10 protein-coding genes and 1 pseudogene are annotated in these 24,519 nt (G+C 36.3%); 2 read left to right on the forward strand and 9 right to left on the reverse strand.

Annotation, left to right across the window (positions count from 1 at the left end):
- Positions 1–2 precede the first annotated feature (2 nt).
- The 7 genes and pseudogenes from M2R48_RS14055 to M2R48_RS14085 form a co-directional block, all read right to left on the reverse strand.
- Positions 3–5,057: a hypothetical protein gene (locus tag M2R48_RS14055; protein WP_262086509.1), complete on the reverse strand. Its 5,055-nt coding sequence runs from the start codon at positions 5,055–5,057 to the stop codon at positions 3–5.
- 9 nt (positions 5,058–5,066) lie between these two features.
- Positions 5,067–7,937 carry a DEAD/DEAH box helicase gene (locus M2R48_RS14060; RefSeq protein WP_262086510.1) on the reverse strand — a complete coding sequence of 957 codons (2,871 nt, stop codon included), beginning with the start codon at positions 7,935–7,937 and terminating at the stop codon, positions 5,067–5,069.
- A 251-nt stretch (positions 7,938–8,188) separates the two neighbouring features.
- Positions 8,189–9,583 (reverse strand): hypothetical protein, encoded by a 1,395-nt coding sequence (locus M2R48_RS14065; RefSeq protein ID WP_262086511.1) that lies wholly within the window; start codon positions 9,581–9,583, stop codon positions 8,189–8,191.
- A complete protein-coding gene (locus tag M2R48_RS14070) occupies positions 9,576–14,648 on the reverse strand; it encodes an AAA domain-containing protein (protein WP_262086512.1) in 5,073 nt (1,690 codons plus the stop codon). The genes M2R48_RS14065 and M2R48_RS14070 overlap by 8 nt, the downstream gene beginning before the upstream one ends.
- Positions 14,649–15,222: 574 nt before the next feature.
- A pseudogene (locus M2R48_RS14075) lies at positions 15,223–15,439 on the reverse strand (hypothetical protein); the annotation flags it as partial.
- A 23-nt stretch (positions 15,440–15,462) separates the two neighbouring features.
- The gene (locus tag M2R48_RS14080; RefSeq protein WP_262086514.1) at positions 15,463–17,040 is read right to left on the reverse strand and encodes a CAP domain-containing protein; all 1,578 of its coding nucleotides are present in this window, start codon (positions 17,038–17,040) and stop codon (positions 15,463–15,465) included.
- Between the two features lie 30 nt (positions 17,041–17,070).
- Complete coding sequence (locus M2R48_RS14085; RefSeq protein WP_005322898.1) at positions 17,071–17,679, reverse strand: hypothetical protein; 609 nt, start codon at positions 17,677–17,679, stop codon at positions 17,071–17,073.
- Positions 17,680–18,704: 1,025 nt separating this feature from the next.
- On the opposite strand from M2R48_RS14085, the gene M2R48_RS14090 reads away from it, so the two are divergent.
- Positions 18,705–19,040, forward strand: a complete 336-nt coding sequence (locus M2R48_RS14090) for a hypothetical protein (RefSeq protein ID WP_262086515.1) — start codon at positions 18,705–18,707, stop codon at positions 19,038–19,040.
- Positions 19,041–19,191: 151 nt separating this feature from the next.
- Here the strand turns inward: M2R48_RS14090 and M2R48_RS14095 are convergent, their stop codons facing one another.
- The gene (locus M2R48_RS14095; protein ID WP_262086516.1) at positions 19,192–21,621 is read right to left on the reverse strand and encodes a MobA family protein; all 2,430 of its coding nucleotides are present in this window, start codon (positions 21,619–21,621) and stop codon (positions 19,192–19,194) included.
- Between the two features lie 38 nt (positions 21,622–21,659).
- The gene (locus tag M2R48_RS14100; protein ID WP_262086517.1) at positions 21,660–22,229 is read right to left on the reverse strand and encodes a MobC family plasmid mobilization relaxosome protein; all 570 of its coding nucleotides are present in this window, start codon (positions 22,227–22,229) and stop codon (positions 21,660–21,662) included.
- A 1,079-nt stretch (positions 22,230–23,308) separates the two neighbouring features.
- Between M2R48_RS14100 and M2R48_RS14105 the strand changes: the two genes are divergently transcribed.
- Positions 23,309–24,517, forward strand: coding sequence for a site-specific integrase (locus M2R48_RS14105; RefSeq protein WP_262086518.1), 1,209 nt, complete (start codon positions 23,309–23,311; stop codon positions 24,515–24,517).
- Positions 24,518–24,519: the final 2 nt, after the last annotated feature.

Raw genomic sequence — 24,519 nt, forward strand, 5'->3', positions numbered from 1 at the left:
CTTTACACACCCTCTTGCGCTTTTAATCGTGCTTCAAACACTTCCCACGCTTGTTTGTAATCTTCTTCTCGATTTGGTAAGTACCATGGACTGGTATAGGTAATCACACGTTCAACAGGTCCACCCGGTTGCGTGTCATCTATAATGGTTCTATGGATTTTTGTGCCATCTGGGAGTCTTTGGGCTTCGGTCCAACCCAGTGGTTTGCTTTCTTCTTTACCACATGGATATTTAATTTTGACTGGTGGATCACTTCTTCCCACAGTACGATCAAGTCCAACACCAACAAGACCTTTTGATGGAGTAAAGACTATACGTCCGCTTTGGTCATAGAAGGTTTCACGTTCGTACTGTTGCATGACTGGGAATTGCACACGGTAAATCGTGAGCAGCTCTTGCAATGTCATACCGAGTTCCATGGCAACAAGTACATCAATTTCGAGAAGTGCTTGACGGCGTTCAAAGTCTGTCCGCACAGCAACTTCACGCGTCCAGTTATTAGAAAGTTGTTGAAAGAAATTATTATCAACTATATTTTTAGTAGTCCAGCAATCCCTTCTAAAATCATTTAAAAAACACTGATTCCACAATTTTGTGTAGTCCTTAATTAAACAATTTAGCACCAAAGTTCTGACTAATACTTCACTTTTAAATTTTACTGCTGGTAACTTATTCCATAATTTATATAGACCAGAACTTCCAGTTGTTTTAATAAAAAAATCGGCAATAATTGAATGCATCAAAGCTGCTGTATTAATTAAATCAAAGTTACTTCTAAAAACTATTGACTGTACCGAATGAATATGCGCGTGACCTGGTGGAGAAATTGCCATTATTAAGGTTCTTTCCCCTGTTTGAGCAAGCATATTTCTAGCAATTAATCTATAATAATCAGTCGCCAATTTAGGTTCTAATTTTTTAGCATTATATGGAACACTATATAGTTTTAAATTTTTAGTATCACCTAGAAAATCTTCAATTTTATTAATAGAAATTAGCCATGGTACATTAGGTATGTTAGAAACATATTGTCCCTGCAAATTCGGAATATAATTTGTTCTTGGCAAATAATCATTCCTAATATTATTTAAATCAATAAGATCATAATGACTATTCTGCGTACATTCCTGCCTAGGAGTTTTATAAAGAGGATTTCCTACGTGAAATTGTGGACCATTCAAAATCCAATCGAAAGTATTTTCAATAAATTGTGTTTGTTTTTTTATAAACCCATTATGTTGAGATGTAGTCTCATGCCAAAACTCAGTTGATATATATTCTCGACTATCCTTTATTTTTAATTTTTTTTCCAGAATTTTTAATAATACGTTAATTAAATCCTGAGAATGAATTGCAGGAAGTCTCGATTGTTTAAAAGGAACTTTCGAATCTTCATACAAATTTACAAAAGTTGATAACACAGAATGATCGATTTTAATTATTCGATTCGGATGTCCTTTTGTTTCCCAATTACCTTTCTCATTTTTTATACCTGGTACAGATACATATTCATCTGATGATTTATTAAAACAAGCATCTACTGTACTAGGTTGATATAAATTTGAAATTTGATAAAAATTAATTTCATCATTCTCTTTAACAGAATATACATTACATGAAAATTTCATGTGATGATCCACTTCTGAGAATAAGTTCAATTCATTTTGAAATGTAAAATGAACTTTTAAACGTTTATAAATATTTTCTCTAAATTTCCCACCTTTAGGATCATCATAAACACCTTCTGGATGTAAAAAACCACTTACCCCATGATAGTTACCCCATTTCCATGCTTGAGGTAAAAAACATTTATATAAATTAGTTTGAATACCTTTAAGCTCTGGATAATTTTGATAAGCATTGAGAAAATTCTGAGTACCCTCTGCTTCTTCCAATTCAGTAAACCAAGCATTTTCCAACGCAGGTTTAGCTTTAAACTCCTGCTTTCTGCGCTCACGCAATTGTGTCGCTGAAAATTTCTTAATTAAAAATTCAGGATTAAAGTCACCTAATACACCACCTTCATTCCACTCAACTTTTAACCATGGTGGATTCCCCAACATCACCTCAAAACCACCACGATCAGCAAAAACATCCGCAAAAGTCAGCTCCCAATGGAAAAACTTAAACTTATCTGCAAGCTCTTTTACTAGTTGTAAACGTGGATGTTGCTTATAAAGACTTGGTAAATACAATTCACCTTTCGCAGTTAAAATTTGGCTCAGCTTCTCTTCTTGTACCGTCAAGCTTAGTTGATCATCACCAAATAAATCATGCTGAGGTGCTTCAAAACCACTTAATGCTGGCTGTGCTTCCACCGCAGGTTCATCAAAATTAAAACCACCTTGTTCAGGTTGATGAAACTCATATACCTCACTCTCTAAAATGAGTTTTAATTCCATCATCCATGTCGCACGGTCTGGCAGTAAATCTGCTTTTTCAATCGGCCAAAACCATAATGCACACCAATAATCCATCACCAATTTCAAACGGTGATACGGTGTCGCAATTGGCGCATCGTGATTAAAAATACCATTGGCATGAATTTCATCTTTAGCGGCTGTAGTCGTCGTTTGACCTTTAGACGCTTGCCCCCAAATCTTAAATTGATCTTCCGTACGGGCACGGTCTGCTCTTAAAGCTTGGACGTGCTGTGACCAAAGCTCATCAATCACATCGCTAAATTGTTGTAGCGTCTCAATTTCCCAAGCTTCTAAATTCGATAAAAAGCCTTTACGCCAATTCTTAATCGTTTCAAATTTTTCAGGCTTTAAAGCTTTTGCATCTCGGTCTGTCACGTTCGCCATATCTGGGTCAGGTAACAAGAAGTGATATACCTCGGTATTCGCACGATCCGACTTCTTCGCCGCCAAACTTTCAGGTGCCAAACGCTTCGGTGCAAAGTTAAACCATTTATCCGCTTTGACTTTGGTTTTAATCTGCTTTTCGTCATAGACTTGACGGCGTGCGCCAATCAGCGAGTTACCGTTAAATAACTGATAACCAAACCATGGCACCTGATTCGAACCATTAATCGAGTTCAGCCATAAAGATACTTCTGCAAGTTCAACCGCAATCGAGTTTAAATCCACACCAAATACATTATGGTCGGCAATGTGCATTTTGACCGTCTGCAATTCATGTTGATAATCTTTCATCTCAATACGCTGATTGAGCTCTGATTGCTTCTTAACTAAATAGGCTTCAGCCAATTGATTGACAGCCTCGTTCAAGAAGGCTGCTGAACCCATTGCAGGCTCACATACCGTGAGCTTTAAAATATCATCTGCACTGACTTTCTCTAAATCTGCACCAAGTTTTTCACGTAAGGTGTATTTCACCAAGCTCTTGGTCAGAACCTCTGGTGTGTAATAACTTGCTGACTTTTGACGGTCACGACCTGCCAAACGATAAATAAACTTACCTTTAGGATGACGAGTTAATTTGGTTTTATCCTTATCATCAAAAACCTGCTCATCCTTAGAATAGTTATTTATTTCAGAGCTAGTGACAAAATATCCCTCATTTAAAGGATCATATGTTTCCCCTGGCTTCTGGACCTCGTATAAGTCTTCTTTTGCAAAGAAACCACGGTAGCTCAGCAGTGCTTCGTAAACTGCACCCAATTGGTTAATACCGAGTTGCGCATAACTAACACGACCACGGCGCTGACGACCTCGACCGCTCGTTTCACGCGTCAAAGACATTAAGCGAATGACATGTTGTAGTGTTTGGTTAGTAAATTTTACTTTTTCTAAATATGCAGTTCTTTTTGGGTCAAATAAATGACTGTCTAAAGCATGAATATCAAAACCCGTTAAACCCGTGCTTGATGCACTATAACTGCCATCAAGTGCAAGATCACCTTGATCGTGTGGTTTACCGGTATGAATTAAATTAAACAGCTTTTGAATCGAATGATGGAAATAGTGACCTTTTAAAGATTGTTCACTTTGTAATTGCACCATTTCCAAGTCACGTAGACTTTCTAAACTGTATCCCTTTAAATAACTTTGACTGGTTTTAATCGGGACATACCCTAGCTCTGGACGTGCTTCGATATAGAATAAGAACAACAAACGATACATATACCGTAAACATTCTCTGGAGAGTTGCTCTGGATTTAACCCCGTTTTCTCACCTGACCAACTCACATCTTTACGTTGTAAAAGTTGTTCTGTTGCTTCATTACCTAAGAGCTCAATGGCTTGACGTAAGGCATATTTCAGATCCTCAGATACCCCAAAAGCATGCTTATGTGCATTTTCATCTAGGCTGTCGAGTAACGAATCACCATCTTCAGGAACAAGACTGTCTTTAAATAACAGTGCTGTTGCGGCTTGTAAGGTCTTGGTATCTTTACGGCCTAAAATTTCATCCCAATCAAAACGTAGAACGCGATTTTGTAGCCATTTAAAGCGATCAACCAAAATTGCTTGTCGATCGCCCAAGACCAAGACCCAACGTGGCGCATCCTGCATTTTAAAAATATGATCATTAATAATATCTGACCACTTAATTCTGGCACCATCTTTCGCTGGATGTACCAAAGCATCTGCATGTGGTCCTGAACCAAAGAATTGCTCTTTCAGCACCCCCAGTGAGAAAGGATCAAAACCATCTTGTTCTTTATCTATTACCTCTACAACCAATAATTTTGGTTGTAGTTGATTGGGATAAGCAGACAAAATTGGCAGTTCTACATTCTTATTTCCAATCGAAAAAACATGGTTATAAGGTGCAAAAGGAATATCCAATGCACTGAGTAATTGTTGGTGTAGTTCTCGACGTTCTTCTAACGACGCTTTTAAACTACGTTCACGCTGAATTTTTTCATGTGTTTTAAAATATGGGCGTGCTAAGTTTTTTAAGCGCTGATAGGGTGGCTCAAAAATCACGCTTTGCTGGGACTCTCTGTCCAGCTGTTCTTTCGCTTGCCACTGTTGAATTAAATCTCGTATATCGCCATCGAAAACTTCTGATAAATAATGTGCTGAATAGAATTCATTTTCGTTTTGAATGCCCAAATATGTCGCTGCATTGTCACTAATAGCCATGATCTATCCTTAGTTTTTAGTTGCTGCAATAACGGCAATTAATTGAATATACGGTAAGCTTTCGGTCTGCCAAGTGTCTTTCATCCAGACTTCATATTCCTTAAACACTTGGTCGATATAACGCTGTTTTGCTTCTTTTTTAGTTTGAGCAACAGACTCTAGTCCTTGATCGAAATCAAGTTGCAACTGTTGCTCTTGCTTCCCTTTTAAAGCACTTAACTTTTCAAGCTGTTCAGCGAGCTTGGGTTGCATCTCTTCATCAAAGCTCACTTTTTTCTTTAGAACTTCTTGATGAATACTATCCACGACGGCGGATCGTAAATCGTGCAAAACATCTGAATTAATTGGTAAACCCGTATTCGGTGCATTTTTAAGGATTGGTCCATATACATTGAGCATGTCTTGTAATGGTTCAATTTTAGAAATTTGCTTTGCTTTAGTATGTACCGCGTACCATTCCCAAATCACAGGATGTGCTTTACGGTTAGGAATCAGTGCAGACACTAAGAAAATCGCTTCATCTTGTTCAAGTTGCGTATTTAGACCAATCACTAAAGCTTCATTACGCCCTGTATTTCCCAGCATACGTTCTTGTAACCATTCAGCGACAGGATGACGTTTCCATAAATAATGTTCTTTTGGCCAAGAGTTCTCTTCATTACGAGATGCTTTCACCACCTCCATATAATTTTCTTTATCTTCAGTGAGAATAAATTCACCATGCTCTGGATAAATTTCAGGTGGATAGGCTTTAAATTTTTGTTTTAAGTCATCAGGTGCTGTTAATTTTATTTTTTTAATCGCATCTTCGAACTCAACAGCGATGCGTCTTTGGTCTTTATTGAGATGAGACAGTGCTCTTTTTGCAAATTCATATTCACATTCGAATAGTTTGAAATTGTCTTTTGGTTCTTGTAGCTGTATATCCACAATTGGATCTTCATCAAATGAACCAAAGAAGTCTGCTAAAATAGCATCACCTTCATTAGGTTTATTTTCAGGTACATATTGAGTATCAAACTCTTCCGCCTGCACGGTCAGCATGGCTTCAGCAACTAACTTTTCCTCTTCCGCTACATCATAAACATCTAGGAAGGTTGCTGGATCACCAATATTCTTATAGGCTTGATCATCCTTTTTTTGCAATATTTCTAAAATACGGACATCACCACGGATCGTTTCATTACTACTCTCAGTAATTAAATAATAAATCTCAGGCTCTTGGGTTTGACCATAACGGTCTACACGACCATTACGTTGTTGGAACACCATCAATGACCATGGCAAATCGAAATGGACGAGTCGATGTGACAAGTGATGCAAGTTAATCCCTTCACTCGCAACATCAGAACACAGTAATATTCGAACCTTTTCTTCATGCTTACTAAATTTTTCAACAATCTCTTGCTGGGTAATATCATCCATTCCCCCATGCAATTGCTGAATCTGATCTTTATTTAGACCTAGATCATGACTTAAAGTACTTTCTAAGAAGTTTAGCGTTTCAATACGTTCAGAGAAAATAACAATTCGATCTTCTGTATTACGTTTATCCCAATTGAATTCAGGACTTTTTAATAACTCGATGAGTTTGGTGTATTTGGTAAACGTAGATGTATCCAATTGTTCAAGACAATCTTTCAAAGCTTGAAGGCTATCAAGTTCCTGCTCGACAGCAGCGGTGATCAACTCATCCTTAGCATTTAGTTTTTTAATTCGTTGCTCAACAGACTTCAAACAGGCAGCGGGTGAAGAAAACAATGCTTTTTGTAGACTAATTCGGACTAGTTGCCCCGGCTTTTCACTGTTGTACTGCCCTTTGATCGTAAATGGTACTTTCAGCAAGGCTTCATATGCTAGCTCTTCTTGAGCAGAAGCCTGATGCTTTAGAGAAAAGACTTTTCGATCTTTAAATTCGGCTTTTACTTGATCTTTAATGTCATGCTTAAAGCGGCGTACCACAAGACCTTTATCAGCAAAATCAGCTTTGATATAGTTATTCGGATCAGAAATAGCTGTTGGGTCAAGCATATTCATTAAGCTTGCAAAACTTTTAGCTTTACCATCATGTGGTGTTGCTGAAAGCATGATTAAAGTGTCTGATTTACTTGCCAATAGTTGCGCTAATTCTGTACGCTGCGAACTGGTTCCTCGATCAGCAACATTATGCACTTCATCAATCACTATGATGTCCCAATAGGCCTTATCTAAGTAAGACTTAAACTCATTGTCTTGTTTAAGGGTATCAATTGAAATAATCGACTTATCGTAATAGTAAAATGGGTTGTGGTTGGTTGGGATACGACCACGAACACTTTGTAAACCATTTGAATCTAGACGAATAAGAGGAATTGAGAATCGATTCCAGAATTCCTTTTGGAATTGCGTCATCATGCTTTTTAGCGTCAGAACGAGAATTCGTTTACCACGACCACGTTGAATTAACTCCGTAACCAAAATACCTGCTTCAAGTGTTTTACCTAAACCCACAGCATCTGCAATTAAAATACGCTGACGAGGTTGTTTGAGTGCTTGATACGTTGGAACCAACTGATATTCAACCACATCCATTGCTGCTTCTTTAGCAATATGAATTTTTAAATCATTCGGTGTAGATTGTCGTAGATGACTTTCAATGAACAATAAACTTTGAGAAAACTGTGGACTACTATCTTGAACCAATTTGGTTGATTTAGGATCTAAAATTTGGATTTTATCTTCAAATTTTGTCAGGAAAATAGCTTCTTTACCTCGGACTAACTCTGAGATTCCCTCACAAGTGAGCTGATCACCATGATTCATAGTAGGGTCCACGCGTCGGATTACCCATTCTTCATCACGAATCTCTACACGAGCTCCAGGCGCAAACTTCCCCGTCATTATTACATATCCGATCGTTTAACATATATTAAAAATTATAGAGTAAAATCATATATTTTATCTATTCAAAAACCTTTATTTTTTATGAGTAAAAAGCCTATTTTTGGCGATTTTATCTAACTAAAAGGTGTCTACAAAATCAGTGGCTATTCACATTTTAATAGATTACATTAGAGAGAATACAGGTCCAATATTAAGTGACTCATAATTTTGAGTATGAATCACTTAATTTGAACTAGTAAAAATATTACTTACGATTGGCTATTTTTTTTAAATATTTGACCAAAACTAATCCCACCTTCATCTTTTGGTCTTTCCCATGCTTCAAACAAACTAACTAAACCATTAACCAGCTGCTTATCATAACTAATTGAGCCAAAAGGAAATGATGTTAAATACTCAGCTTCTGAGTCTAAAACATGTAGTACAACTACAGCAAATTCATTTTTAACAACAATAAGTTCAAAGTTACCGTCAAGTATTCCTTCCTTAATCCCATAAAAATACTTTTGCTGATCTTTAGCAATAATCTTACGGTAATTATTTACAGAAGTTCGATCTTGTTCATCATGCATCGGTAAGAAGCATTTCAGTTGTAAATCAGTATTCTGTTTAGTCTTAATTTGCCCTAAAGCATTAATAAAAGTATTGAATCTTAGTGATTTACCCCAAAAGGCATCATCTGGTGCTAACCAGTAGATACTGCTAACTTGAGAATTCTTAGTAATGCATTCTTTAATTTTATTCAATATAATCTTTGAATTACTCTGACTATAGCAAGGACCAATAAACAAATGATTTTCATCTGATGATTTGCTTTCAATAGGATTAAGGCTATCAAATAAAGCATTAGGTGCTAGAAAACGGCCATCCTTAAAATATTGATTAAGCTTTAACTGCTCAAACCCATCTAGATTATTCAAAATATCACGGATATTATTACCTTTTTTACTTTGTCCCAATACCTGATAAGTTTTATCTTTGAGTTCATCACTCATAATTGAGTCCAACACTTTTATGGCTTGTGGTTCAGCCTGAGCATCAACATGGAGATCGAGCGACTTACGAACAGTACATTCTTTAATCTTTTTTACTGTACCCATTTTATAAATACTAGGTCTGCCTTCCATTTTCTTTAAGGTAATAATATCTTCTTCAATAAGTTGATAAAATTGCTTCTGAAATCGATCCCTAACGATATTTTCACTATTTGCAGCATGAGTACTAGTCGCAATCAATTTAATACCATACATATTGTTATCTGGCTTTTGAGCAATATAATTAAAATTGGTTAATTCATAGATCAAACTGTGAGTATGCTCCAAAATAGATGCAACTTTCGGTATTGAATCTACCGTGGTGAAATATTTCATTGATTTATTAGTCAAATGAAAAAGTCCATCTTGCTGAAGCTCAACTTCATTATTCGTAATGAGTTGATCTAATACAATGCGAGACTCTCGCTGATTCATCCCTAAAAATTTAGCGATATTCTTCACAGACAATGGGCTTATACGCAATAAACGCATAATCATAGAATCTATGAAGTTAGGCATTTGACTTGATGTATAACTAAAGTTTACTTCAAACTTTTGAGAAGGAATTAAGATATCAATATCATGATAAGGAATACTATAATTACTCATGATTGCCACCTCGATTCGAACTTGTTTTATATTTAAATTTCAATGAATTGGAATTCTTAGTTGGTGCAAGTTTCTGATCAGCAATATATTGATAATGCTGATCATCATTTGTACGCTCCAGGATATAGCTAAGAACCAATCCTAATGGACTTTCTTTATGTCTTGGCATATCCCATAGACGAGATGCACCAAAAATTACCAGCCGATCCATCGCTCGAGATAAAGCCACATTAATACGATTTGGCATATTCATAAAACCAATTTTATTATCAGAACTATTACGTGTAATAGATAAAATAATAATTCTGTTCTCTTTTCCTTGATAGCTATCAACAGTATCGATTTTAACTAAGGATCTAAATTCTTCATTCCATGACTTCGAATTAAATTGCTTACGTAAATATCGTTTTTGCTCGCCGTACATACAAATAATACCGATAGATGGCTCATTTGGCTTTGATCTGTCTTTTAACTCTTTCAATAATTGCTCATCTGAGTGAATTTTCTCTAACAATGCCATAATCTTACGAGCTTCATGTTTGTTATAGAAAGTTGTACCTACACCATCACTATACTTTTCAGATGTATCAACCCATGCCACAGTAGAGCGAAGTTCTTGAACTGAAGAGTTAAAATAAATATTCGGTACTACTCGTACCATATCTTCTTGATAGGGCTTATCAAATGGTTCAATCACTCCTGTTTTTAACTCATTATCGTAAAAACATGCTGAGACCATTTTACCAATCGCTGGTGCCATACGATATTGAACAAGTAACTTACCTTGTACTGCCTGACCATAAGGGGATGTGAATAGGCGTTCAAAATCACTTTTCAGATTTGCCTCTATACGATTTTTTGAAAACCCTAATTTACGTGCCAAAGCGTTAGCATGTTCTGGTGAATATAAAGGAGGCAATTGTTTGTGATCACCAACTAACAAAACACGTTTAGCTGATTGCATTGCAATAGCTAATTCTGAAGAAATTGATCGCGCAGCCTCATCAATAATGACCCAATCAAAAGTTTGATTTGCAATATCAATCGAATGATGACCAATCCCCACACAAGTTCCGCAAATGAATTGCCGTGTCTTAGACAGATAAGTTTCATAGTTGGCATTTGGACTATCAATTAATTGATCATAATCAAATGCAATTTGTATAAGTGCTTTTGCATTATTGGCAGCTTTACCATGCACTTCAAAAGTCTCATCCAACATTTTCCATATTTGATTTTCACGATCTAAAATCTGGCGACTATTCAGACCAATTAAAGAAGAATATAACTCTTGTGAATAATCTTTGAGACGTTCAATTAGCTTGACCGACAATCCATTCCACTCGGTTTTGGACAATAGTTTTTCATCTTCAGATTCTGCTGAAACCAACATTCTTGATAAATGACCAAAAAGATTTACTTTCAAGAACAAAGCACACGCTAGATATTTCTTATCAACACCAATCGACTGACTCAAAGATAGAACCCTCTCTTCCATCTCAGTTAAAAATAGATTTCTGTGTGTAGAAATAATCGAGTCTGAATACACATCTTTTAGGTTTGTTGATACAGCATTTTCTCTGTTACTGAAACGTACTATTTCTAGTGGTGTATCTAAACGCTGAGCGTGTTTACGAATACGTTCAGCAGCAGTATTGACCGCTTCGTGGGATTGACTAACCATTAGAACATTATTGGCATTTTGCTTTTCAAAAAGATAGTGAACAAAGGCTGCGATAAATTCTGTTTTACCTGTTCCTGGTGGGCCTTGTAAAATTGAGACTGGACCAAAGTTAATTAATTTACGGAATGCTTCACGCTGAAGGTCATTCAGACTGACAACTACTTTTTCATCTTCATCTTTCTGATCGTATCTTTCGAAGTCTTTATCCGAAACAGTAATATCATAATTCTTGGGGATAATTTGTGAGGCTGGCTCAAAATAATCAACTAAATTAGGGATATCAGATTGTCGTCTTAATATCTGTTCTAATGCATTTTTACGTTTAAGGAATGATGATTTATCCGCTTTAGTACGTAAATATAAAACTTGTCCTACCTTAATTTTATCGGCATGTTTTACGCCTTTAATTCTTAACTCCCCTGCTAGAGAATTTTGAATATCGATATCACCTACACGGAACTCTCTATCCTCACCATTAAAATCAATAGTCTTATGGATTAAGCTAATTAACGCATCTTTCGGAAATTTGTCTAATACATCGTTATCATCTTCATATCTTGCAATAAAAATTTTGGTATCAACCAATTGCAACGGTTGTGATAAAACAATATATGGTAAAGCTTCAGTCTCTGTTTCTAAGATTGCCTTCCATAATTTGTTTGTATTAATACTTAAAGCTGTGGCTTTATTGATATCACTATGGATAGTATCTAATGCTATCTTACTTACAAACTCATCTGTGACACTAGTATTCTGCGAATCATGAGTTAGTAACTGCTGATCAATATCCAACACATCAGTTGACTGAGGAAAATCAGTATTTAACTCCAAGATCTCCTCTTGATCATTAAACTGATCTTGTAAAACATCATCAATTGCTGTTGAAAATTCATTCAAGTTAAATAGGAAATCTGATAGTTCTGTGTAATCTGGTCTACCAATTGAATGCTCAATATTTAAGTTAATATCTATTTCTAGCACAGCCTGATCTATGACGTAATGTGGCACAACATCAGATTCACGCACGCCTGTCACAAAGCGAATGCTTTTGATATTAGGATCTAAAATAAAATGAATTGAACCCCCAATCCCCTGTAACTTGACCATAATGTCATTACCATTACGACCTTTCTCTACAGCTGCATAGATACGCTTATTATCGGCAAAAATCTGTAGCTCAGTGAATTTATCAGGTACAGGAATACGAATGGTTGGTGTATCGCTGTTAATTTGCGTAGTTTCAATACTTTCCAATAGACGATTTAAATCACCTAAAGGAAACTCTGTTTCATTGAGCTCAAGTTTTACAGCATCACTAATCCATTTAAAATCTGTACTATCATCACCTATTTTAAACCTTAGGATTTGGCAAACCATATACATAATGGCATAGTTATGGCACTGCTCACTGGTAGGATTTTCGATATGTGCAGGATAATATTCACTCTTATGATCTAAATATGGTCTGATATCAATAATATCATTGAAAACAAAACTGCTGTTTTCTGAGTTGAACAGCACACTATCATGATTAATGCGACCAATTGGTAAGCCCAATTTATGTAAATGGATAATCGCTTCTACCAAGTTAGCAGCCAACTGCAATCTGCTTTCTTTTTCAGCTTCAATTTCGTCAACTTTTACACCGTCAACAACATCACAAACAACAAATAAAGATCTAGACTTTGTTGAAATACCATATCGTACTAAATTCGGTAAATATGATAAGTTTTGGGCTGTAGCCTCTTTAAGTCGCTCAAAAAAATGTTGATATTTAAGAATATCACTTGATGAGAATCTATCCAAATGAACATCTGACCATTCTTTTACAAGATGATCACCTGAACGATATAAAGTGGTTTTATTATGTTCATCTTCGTAGATTTCATCCTCCTCTGGATAAATCTTATATATTTTATCTGCTGTAACATATTCTTCTAATAATGCAACGTCAGCAATAAACTCTACTGTTTGCGTAGGCCTTTTCGCATTAAATTCTCTAAGCAATTGACTAGCATCATTAATTTCAAAAGCAATTGCCTTTTTTACTAAGTCAGCAATCCAATGGTCACTATTAACGCACAAATTAATTAATGCTTTAGGGGTTAAACGATTATTCGCCCATAAGTGCCAAGCAACTATTGCTAACATATATACGTCTTTTTTAAACGCAGATACATTTGCTAATTTAGCTTGAAAATCTCTAGATAGAAATGTAAGACTTGATTGTAAGTCTTCAATCTGATTATCGATATTTTCTGAATTAGAAGTTAAAAAGTGTGAAATAGCGATATCTTTTTGAGGAGAAATCCAAATACAGTGTGAATTAATATCTCCATGTGAAATACCTAGATTATGTATTTCAGCGAATTTACTCACTAAAATTTGAATCAAATCTAATTTATCTTCCTCAGATAAATTAGGGTTGATTGTAGTGATAAAATCATTGAAACGGAGATGACTTTGCCGATATTCAACCAATTCATTGTACTGTTCAGTAATTTGATCCTCTTCAGGCATGATCAAAGGGACAAGAGCAGTCTTATATAATTGGTTACTTTGCTGAAATTCAGCACTAATGATACGTTCATGATTTAGTAACGCAGCCCTTTGCTTTGGTGATTGAAGGCTCATTTCCTTAAAGTTAGCAAAATGCCATTGTCTGATTAATGCTTTATCAGAACGAGAAATGGTCGATGTTGCCTCATACTCTGTATAAATTTTTTGAGGATGAGCAAGGAGCTCTTCCTCCTGCTTATACTTTTGAACAATAACCTTTTTAGGGGACGTATCATTAGTAACAAAAATTTTATCGATTAAATCAAAGTCCTTATCTAAGTGTTGAGCATTCGGATGCGGTTTAAATTCTTTATTAAATGCAATTTTGTTAGCAAATTTGATAAACTTATCAATACTGATGACATGATTTGCTTCATCCTCTGGTAATCCAGAAAAATTAACTTTTCCACACATTACAACAAAAAAATAAACTCTAGGAACAAATCCTGGATTACCTGTGAATTTATCTTTAAGTGCTTTAAGCTTGTTGACAAGAATGAATTGTTTTTGGCGTGTCAGTGAAACTGGGGAAATCCCCATGTCACGATCATCCATATACCAATTACCGTTAGCTGATTTAATTGATTTACCATTCCAATCCTTCAACTCAACCACAATAATGATGCTATTAGTCACCAAGATTAGATCAAACTCCCCCCCCTTTTTAGTGGTTTTGTCTACTAAAGTATAGCCTGCATAGCCATACCAGGGGCTGTTTTTTCGCATTTCATCTTCAACACTAAATGCCTCACAAATTTTAGCAATTGCTTTTGTTTCGTGCTGATGAATCCCATTTGCTTGAGTTTTAATAATTAAAGACATAAAAGCTAAATCCATAAAGAATAGATATTCAAAACCAACTCAATAAAAGAATAAATATTCAAAACTAACTCAATAAAAGAATAAATATTCAAAATTACATTAATAAAAAAATAGACTAATGAAATAAACATAAAAATACGTCCATAAAAAAACAGATATAAAAACAAATCCATAAAAAATAGACGTAAAAAAATAAAATCTATAATTATTTAGATTTGTCGCTTTGATTAAACTTAAAACTCATTCATACAGTTATGGGCACAGTGCAATATTGCATTTGCTCAAATTTAGGTAGGTTTTTTTAGCTATCTTTCCCTGGCTTTATTTAGCCAACAATAATTTATGTTCTGAATTTAACCATGTTTAAGAAGTAAGTAAAGAACTTTTTAAAAAATTTAATTTTATATTTCTAAAGCAAAACAGTAATGCATTTACCACTTAAATTAAATTAAAAACTGTGATAATTTAATCTAACAATTAATCCCTGTGTTTGTACACAGGGATTAATTGTTAATTGAAAACCTGTACTGACAGTTGCAACTCTTTTAAGTATCCTTAACATGGTCCAAATCAGAAATTGTTTCTGAAATTTGACCATAGCTGATGTTGGTATATCCCTCTGTCCCCAGCACCAATTGGTTATTAAAAGATTGTTCTTTCTCAACCCAATCCAGACAGGATAATCCCTGCTCTAAAGTTAAAGATGAAGCAGAAATAGGTTGGGCCTTAGCGGTATGTATCATCAGTAGTGAGATACTGGTGACAAGAATTTTTTGAATCATACATGTCATTTTGTTGTTGTCCTTATTTTCGATTAACGATCATTTACGTTAAACCAGTAGGAATATTCTTTAGGCTGACCATTCACCAAGACATTACTGAGTTTGACATCATAGATCACGTTCAGTTTTAAATCGTCAAAGTTAAACTGGATATGGTTGGGAACTCCTATATTTTCATAACGGATATTACTGATCTTCTGTTTAGCACCACTACTTCGTTCAGTGACAACAACCTTAGCTTTGGCATAGTCCAGATTGCGATTGGCAAAGAAATTCTTTTGATCTGTTAAAACTGAAATTGAGAGAATTGAACCCGCCATATAATATTTGGCTGGATAATTGTGGTAGGGATAGGCAATCACACCGAGTGGTGCAGTGGTTGCATTATTAAAAGGATAAACAACTTTAATTGAAGTCCCTACAACGTAAGGGAATCGGGTATCCCTGAATGATGGTGCATTGACTGAACCATAGGCAGATTTTTGTAAGAATGGGTTGAGCATCCAAAAACGATGACCTACATTATTTGCCATAACATTAAAATAATCATGTATCAAACTTCTGATAGTGTCAGCAGGCGGGTTGTCATACATATTGGCTCTGACCCCCATCTCTAGATTACTAGTTCTTGCACCTAGAGCACCAATATCTGAATAGCAGTTTGTGTTTGATTCTGGGTAATGGGTCAAGATGTTGTTGGCAGCTAGAATCAATGCCGTCTGCATCATTTCATCTTCACGGGCATAATCGTAGGTAATACTTGGCAGCCCATGCAAGGCACGAACTGTATTGAGTTCATTTAAGAATTCATTTCTAAACTTTGCACTGAGCTTGCCTGCATAACAGTTGTTGATATCAGGGGCATCGCTCATAGATGAGGCTTTAAACACATCAAAACTGATAGTCCTGCTTTCTGCGGCCAATGTTTTGGCATCACCCTTCTGGGTGAGTTTAAGGGTACATGCACCCGCACTAATCCCTTTGAGTTCGCCCTGACTATACATACAGGTTGATGAAGAAAGGCTACTAATCGTGACAGGCAATTTGGCACTGGATTCAGCATCCAATGAATAAATACTATCCGTCAGAATATATTTTATTTTGAGTGGGGTAATGGTTTGCTTGAGCTTATTGACGCACACATTATTTTCTAGATATTGCTCAGCAGTACAACTCACATTGACGGTCATGCTGCTATTGAGTGGTAGAACTTTTTCCGTCCCTGCCTGTGTCAGTGCCAGACTACACTGACCAACTTTAAGCGCTTTGAGTTCACCGCTACTTACACTACAGATGTTGGGTGTGTTACTGCTAAACGTTACTGCCAGACCTTGATCCGTCTTCAGCGATAATGGATAGCTTTGACCTTGAATCAGCGTACTGAATGGTATTGACTGGATATTCTGCACTGCCTTATTTTTACATGCACCCTCTTCCAGATATTGGCTTTCAGCACAGGTCACGGGCTTGGGATTGCCATTATCTAGATTACCCGTTCCGCCGCCATTGGAAGAACTAGAATATCCACTTGAACCGCCTCCACATCCGACCATGACTGTGCTGATTGACAACATCAGCACAGATGGCATAAACGATCTTGAAATCATCATGATTGACTGCCTTAAATTTTTATATTGTTGTTATTGATAGTGATCAGCCGAAAGGAGTTGACGGATTTCACTGGCCATCTGGGGGCTACGCCAAGGAAACAGCACTTTAAGACTATAATTCGGTTTAAATTGATCCCGTGTTCCAATATTGACCTGAAACTCACGCTTCATCGGTGTCCGATGGACTTGCTGGTTAACATGAGTTCCCATCATTGGGTTACTGATCACGGTAGTCGTGGTTCTAAAGCGATCTTCAACCAGATTGTAATGTCCAACAGAAGTTATATAGTCAAAAGGATATTTGACTAAGCGTTGGTCAGGCTGATCAAACAGGATGATGGTTTTGTCTTGACTGTTAATCCAGACGCCACGATTTTGATAATTAAAAGTTTCACCTTGGCGTTTCAGTTGTTCGGTCATCCCATCAAAGTAAGTATTTCCGTATTGATAAAGGTAGTAAATGATTACAAACCAGAATAGGTCAAAGCCAAAGAAAAAGTAGCCAAACCATCCAAAGGAAAAGATTTTGCCAATGATCAGAAAGATCACAATCGGTGCCACTACACATTTTAAAAATAGCTTGGATTTTTGTGGACGGTTTTCGATTGGAATAATTTTAGGTTTCGTTAATTCAGTCATGGTTGTTCCCCGCATGTTCAATGCAATTCACAATCACCAGCAGATATAAATATAAAAAGGTCTATTTTTTATAGGCGTGATTTAGCCATCCACCGTTGGATTGTTCTTGTTAAAAAGTTTTTTAATACAGCCTAAAAAATTAAATTAGCCGTATAGCCCTCGTTGCAAAGCACAACAAGGTTGAACAGGTGGCGAGGCACAAATAAGAAAAGATAGATACAGCATGAGAAGCTCCTTGTGTTAAAGAAGTTCTACCAATTACTGCTAAATAATGGTGGCAGAACGAGAGCGGGTTAGCAGACTGGAACACAAGAATCCAGCACGTCCGAAGACGTCCCCCTCCCGTTCCACCGCAGAGGGGCACGAGGGGATAAACACTAAAGGACAAGTCCCTTAATGTTCTTGTGTTGGACGGTCTGCTAAAACCGACTGGCAATGTAGGCCAGCGAGCCCATATTAATTTTATTCAAAGCTTTAGTCAATTTTACCAATACTAAAATCTAGACAATCAGCTCGGACGGAAAATTTAAGTTAAATGATTGATTTTTGCTTATGTAAAATTCATCCCATCAAAGTGTTTATTTTGATTTTATGGATAAGTCTAAAATGTTTAAAAGAATAAATATTGGGCTGACATAGCCGTCCCTAGATACTTTTAATAAAAAGTTTTCCAGCCGTCAGAAATTCAATATTTCTTCAGGATAATCAATTAATTATTTAATGTTAAGATATGTAAAAAGTTCATATTATATTGTTGACAGGTTAAGGTATACCCAGCTAACCTAGTATTACACAGCAAAATCTGTGTACAGGCGTGAGAACCTGTTATATTCTACAAGCGCAAAACAATGTCGCTTATGCGACTATTTTTTTGCCTACTGTTTAGCAGTCGTTATGGCAGCTTGACAGGGCAGCCTTTGGCTGGCCGTACCTTGTAGAACGGTATTCTCACCCCTGTTTTGCTGCCACCATTACCGTGAGAAGTAATGGGGGTAAGTATTAAACTTATCTACAAGGAAACGACTATGAACGCAATTCTTCATGGTGCAAACACTTGCACACCTCAACAACAAGCTTCTCAACTCATTGTTGAACTTGGCAAAACAATTTCAAATCCTCAACGTCAAACACTGGCCAATCTTTATATTGCGGTTGATACTGCAAACTCCTTACTCAACGAGCTTGAACAAGCACATCAAATCATTCGTCAGTGTATGCATAAAATGACTGATGAGCAAATTCTCGAAGTTGCCAAACTCAATCAAAAGAATAATTTATCTTCATTGTGGGCATTCCGAACGCACCAACGTCAAAAGATGATTGAACGTGCACAACGTGTCTTGGGAATCCGTTCTATTTAACTCGATTAATTATTGATATATTTTTAGCTTGCTACTGTGAACTATAGAAATCGCCTACATTATTATCGATTAAGTAATAATAAAGTTGATTGAAAGCAGTGACAGTCGCAACGCTAAAGATAATAAAAGTCTTATGTTTAAAAGTGGTTGCTTAAAATTCAGGACCAGAGTGATTTGATTTCTGTTGCTTAGCTTCAACTTGTGGTTGACGTTGAATGTTATATTGCTGCCCTAGCATGGTAGCAATGAAGTTCATCATCAACCTGACAATTTCTTCAACGAGCTTTGCAAGTTGCAGTATTGTTGCTGTAAGTTCTGCTGAATGCTCTCTATCATATTGGTATTGCTGTTGCATTGATGCTGCATGCTCTTGATCTGCGTCTGCTTGTTCTCTAAGTCGACGCATATGTTGTTTAAACTGTTCATATTCTGAGTGCAGTTCAGCATCATCTCGTTTAAATTCTTGATTTGTTGCTGGTATTGCAATTGTAAATTTTTCAAATTCGTCTCCTGCTTCTCTAGAACATCGAAGCGCTTGATCAAGCTGGCTGTTAAGTGCTCTAGTCTGCTGATCTGTGTAGCGCAAGACATGCTCTGTTCTTGAAGTCGCTGCTCTTTCTGATGCTGTAACTGCTGTTGTTGCTCCAATTTGTCTAATTTTTCCTGTCTCGATTGTAACTCTCTGATCATCAATCCAATATTCTGAAATAAACTGATGTCGGCTTGACTCAAGTCTGACGGACTGCTGAAACCTAAGATTTTCAAGATCTTGTTCATGTCGTCTCTGTTGCTCTGCTCGTAATGCTCGATCACGCTGAGCCTTTTTTTCATCTTCTCGACGTTTTCTTGCAAGCCTTGCATAGTACTCAGCGAGGATGGTGTCAAAGCTAAACTCATTTGTTCGAGTAAATCCAAAATCATCTGCTGTGTGTCGCTGCCGTTGTGGTGTTGAATAGTCATATGTTGCTGTTCTTTCATGACTTATTTCTCCACGATGCATGGTAATGTCAGATGAATATTCGGTTCCGTCGGATGAACCATTTTTTTGTTCAAATTTAGGGTATTGCAATCGATCCATTTCGGAGAAGTAATTGCTCGGAAACGATTGCCCTTGCCGTCCGTCAAAATTTCGGTCTCGTTTTTGGTTAAAATCGGCTGAGTGAGATAATAGTTGGCGAGTAATATTACTAAAATATTCAGCAGCCACATTCCAAGCGCCATCAGAATAAATGTTTTCAGAATCAATTTGGGGTTGTGAGTGATCGACTGTGTTATCGCTTGATTTACTTGCGTCTGTAATAGTTGCTTCTGATCTTCTAATACCAGTGTGATGCTCTGAGTATTGTTCTGAATCTGTGTTTTGATCTGGTTCTGATTGTCTACGATCTTCTGTTGTAATTGATCTTTGCTCTGCTGAAGATGCTTTTGCATGATCTGATCGATTTCGCTGAGATGTGAAGACAGCTTCATTTGTATATTGTCGATATTCTGCTTCAGTTCTCCTAGATATGATTTCAACCCTCTGATTAAAATCTGTGTCTCGTTTTTCTGATGTTGTAGCAGATGCATAACGTTGTCTGTTGTAATCTGCTCTTGCCTGTCGAGCTCCTTGCAAAGCTTGTTCTGCTCGATCTCGAAGTTGAGCACAAGGCGTTTGAGTGTATTTTGAAATCTGATTAACTGTTCGCTGCTCATCGTTTCCACGTTCTCGATCTGCTGTTCGAACTTGTTCAAGAGATTTGATACGCTCTCGAATTGTTCTTGGACATTTTTCGATGTTGAATTGTCTTTCATAGATTTCTCCTTGAAAATAAATAGGTTTTTTGCCAAACGGTGGAACTAGGCTGAACTGTTTTTCTCGAATTTTGACTACTTCACTTGCCAGCTGATTGGTTAATACAAACTGCATAAAGTCATCACGGTTTCTGACTAAAAGTTCGGACGGAATTACTTGAGCATGTTTTTTTTCTAGTTGTTTCAACGATATTGATAAAAGCTGTAAATAAGTGTTTTCGATGTACTGTTTATAATTCTCTCGATTTTTTCCAATCTTTTTCAGCGCAGCATGCAAATATGTCTCATGACCTTTTTTTGTAAATCTTGCACGCTCTGGATCATTCGGATCTGCCCAACCGTATTCAAAATTCAACTTGTCTTGCAACATATGAAAATGCTTTTGGAATCTGCCGGGAGGTGCGATATTCATTGCTTTTCCTGACCTGAGTTCAAGTCTCGGCACAAGTATATGAATATGTTTTGAACCGTTTAGTTCCTGATGTAAAACAGCCGTCAAATGATATTGATCAGGCTCGAGACCACTAAAAGCCAATGCTTCGAACTGTTTTAAGACATCTTTCATTTCAATGTTAGTAGGTTGATCTTCTTCAGCAAAAGCAATCACGGCAGACGTATATTTATGTTTGAAAGGAGAACTGTCTGCAATTTTTGCAAAGAGATGTGGGTCGCCGCAGAGCACTTCGACATGCGGACGGACAATATTCATGTGATCTTTTTCATCGAGCACATAACTTGCTGCACGTGCTGCACTACCCGTTCCATGCCTCAACATCTTAATCAACATGCCCCGCTCTCCCGTTTAAAATAAAAAAGGAAATAAAATTAAATTTCTATATGGTCATCAGAAAGATCAGCGTCTGAAACTGATTCAAGTTCACCGTCTCCAACGACTTGCATTTGTCGCAATAAATCGGCGAGATATTTTTGCTCAATATGCTGATGTCGGCGCTGAACAGTCTCATCAGAACGATGCTGTGACGGAGGACAAGGGAGTGGATATAGTTGATAGATTTTTTTTAAATAGTCTTCGACAAGTACGTAAGTTCGAAGCAAGTCCACAGGACTCCCCATTTTGTTAGCAATGTGAATTGCGCGAGTAATCTGATTGAGATTATTGCCAATTTTTGCAAGTTGGAATGCAATGCTCTCCTTATCTTCTTCCCTTCTCTGACAAAATGATTGCTTGGCAACGACATGCGATTCACGAATTGTAGATTGATCAACATTCAAGATATTTTGAATATAGTGACTCACGGAAAACCGAATAAAATCGCTAGTGGTTTTATTTAATAACTTTGCCGAATTTTTAATTATCTCTAATTCATCATCATTTAAACGCAATTCAAGCCGACTTAATCTTTTTGACTTCACAATAACATTTGTATCAATCATAATCACACCAAAACCATCAATCTATTTTTAAGCTATAATATTTTTTAAAATAAAAAAAGTGTTTTTGACAATAATTTTAAATTAGAATAAATATTTACTCTAAAAAATTTTAAATAGCTCACCTATTAAAAGTAGCGGTTTGGCTGCAAGCCAACCAGATCCCATTCGTACAAAATCACAACTTTTGTTGTGATTTTGTACGTACATGGGTAATCTGGCTCGACCGGTTAAAATCATATTTAATGTACTTTAGACTATTAAGTGTTATATTAAATTTTATAAAGATTAAGAGTATTATAATCATCAAAGAACAACTAAAAAAACCTTCCCAAAGGATAAATATCCAAATAAAATAATTATAAAATATATTTAAAAAGCATACACTTAGTTAAAAAAACACTGAATAAATTATTTTAACACTAAAAAATCTATAAAATTAGTTAAAAATAATTCCACAGAGAAAAACCATGAATTAAAATTTAATAAAAATCAATCCAAATCCAATAAAATATTTATCTAAAAATAAAAATTGATCTTTAAATATTAAAAAACAAACATCCTTAATTTTAAAAACCCACCTTTAATTTTTAAAACAATCTTGATCATACAAAAGATTAATTACTATTATAATAAGCATAAAATTAGTTTAGAAAATAAACCTATTTTTTGATCTTTTACACCAAACTCATTTTTATATAAAAAAATATGCTAGCTTTCAAAGTATAGAAACTTGTTTTACTCTTCAGATCCTAATTACTAAAATTAGGATTTTAAGACAACAAGGCTTTCTTCAACTGTATTAAAAATTGAAGAGGTCAAAATGATCAAAAATCTTTATCTAATGAAATTAATTATTAGATATACAAAAACTGTAGCAAGACTTTCGAATAAGAATGCGGAGGTTCAACAATGAATAAACATTTTGAACTCGTTGACTGGGTCACCGCTGATAAGTTTTGCGAACTCACAGGCGAACAGATCTCGAACTTAAAAAACCTACGTCCAATATGGGATGAGGGAAAAGTTTGGGTAAAAGTGTCTGCTCGTAAAATTTTATATAGCTTAAAAGGTTACAACGCATGGGTCGAACAAGCCGCACAGGTCTACCAACTGGCACACGAGCAAGATCGGGAAAAATACAGATTAACTTTAAATGGAACGGTAAGCGCGAGTGGTTCACCCTCGCGCTTACTGACACACCAGCCAACTTCAGTAAGGCGGCTAAGATTAGAGAAGATTTTGTAAACAAGGCTAAATACGGGATATTAAAAATCGAGGATATCGAAGAAGTCTCGGTAAAGCCTATTAGAAAAGCTGGCGCTGTGCAAGAAACATTGCCAGCGTCACAAGGTCCTACTTTTGCTCACTATGCACAAGAATACCTTTATAACCTTTCAGATCATAAGCACGGCACCAAGAAAAAATATCTATCAATTTTAGAACGGCTGTGGATGCCATTATTTGCTGACATGCCAATTAATACGATCACCAGCCAAATGTTGCGTAGTGCGGTGAATGGACGTGAATGGTCTTCAGCGAAGACTCGAAATGATGCTTTGATTCCATTACGTGGCGCATTCGAACTAGCGCACGATGATGAAATTATTGATAAGAACCCATGTGACCGATTAAAGAATCAGAAAACGCAGGAAGCTGAACCTGATCCATTTAATGAGATTGAACGAGAAAGAATACTGAACTGGTTAAGAGAGAAATATCTTGCAGACTATCCGACTGTATATTGGTATTTTGTGGTGGTATTTTGGACAGGTTGCCGTCCATCAGAAATTATCGCGCTCACTTGGCAGGATGTAGATTTTTTGAATAAGCAGATTCACATCAATAAAGGTCGTGTGAACGGTGTTCAGCAGGAAACCACTAAAACAAATAAAGCTAGATTTGTAGATTTAAATGATTTTGCATTTGAAGCATTCCAACAACTCAGATTACTAACTTATCTCAAATACGAGCATGTATTTATTTGTGATGAGACTGGTGAGGAATTTACTACGCAAAAATCATTGAGTGAAAAGTTTGTAGCCTCACTGAAAGCGAATGGCATACGCTATCGCCCTGCCTATAACACTCGTCATACTTATGCGACTGTATGCTTAATGAATGGACTTAATCCAGTCTATGTGGCTTCACAGCTGGGTCATAGTTTGGTGATGCTCATGAAGCGTTATGCGAAGTGGATTAATTCAGATAAGAATAAGGAAGAGATTGCTAAAATTTCAAATAGTGCCAAAATTGTGCCAAAGAAAAAGGGAATCAAACTATGTATTTGATT

It is taken from the genome of Acinetobacter sp. I-MWF, assembly GCF_025433935.1.
Taxonomy (GTDB): domain Bacteria; phylum Pseudomonadota; class Gammaproteobacteria; order Pseudomonadales; family Moraxellaceae; genus Acinetobacter; species Acinetobacter guillouiae.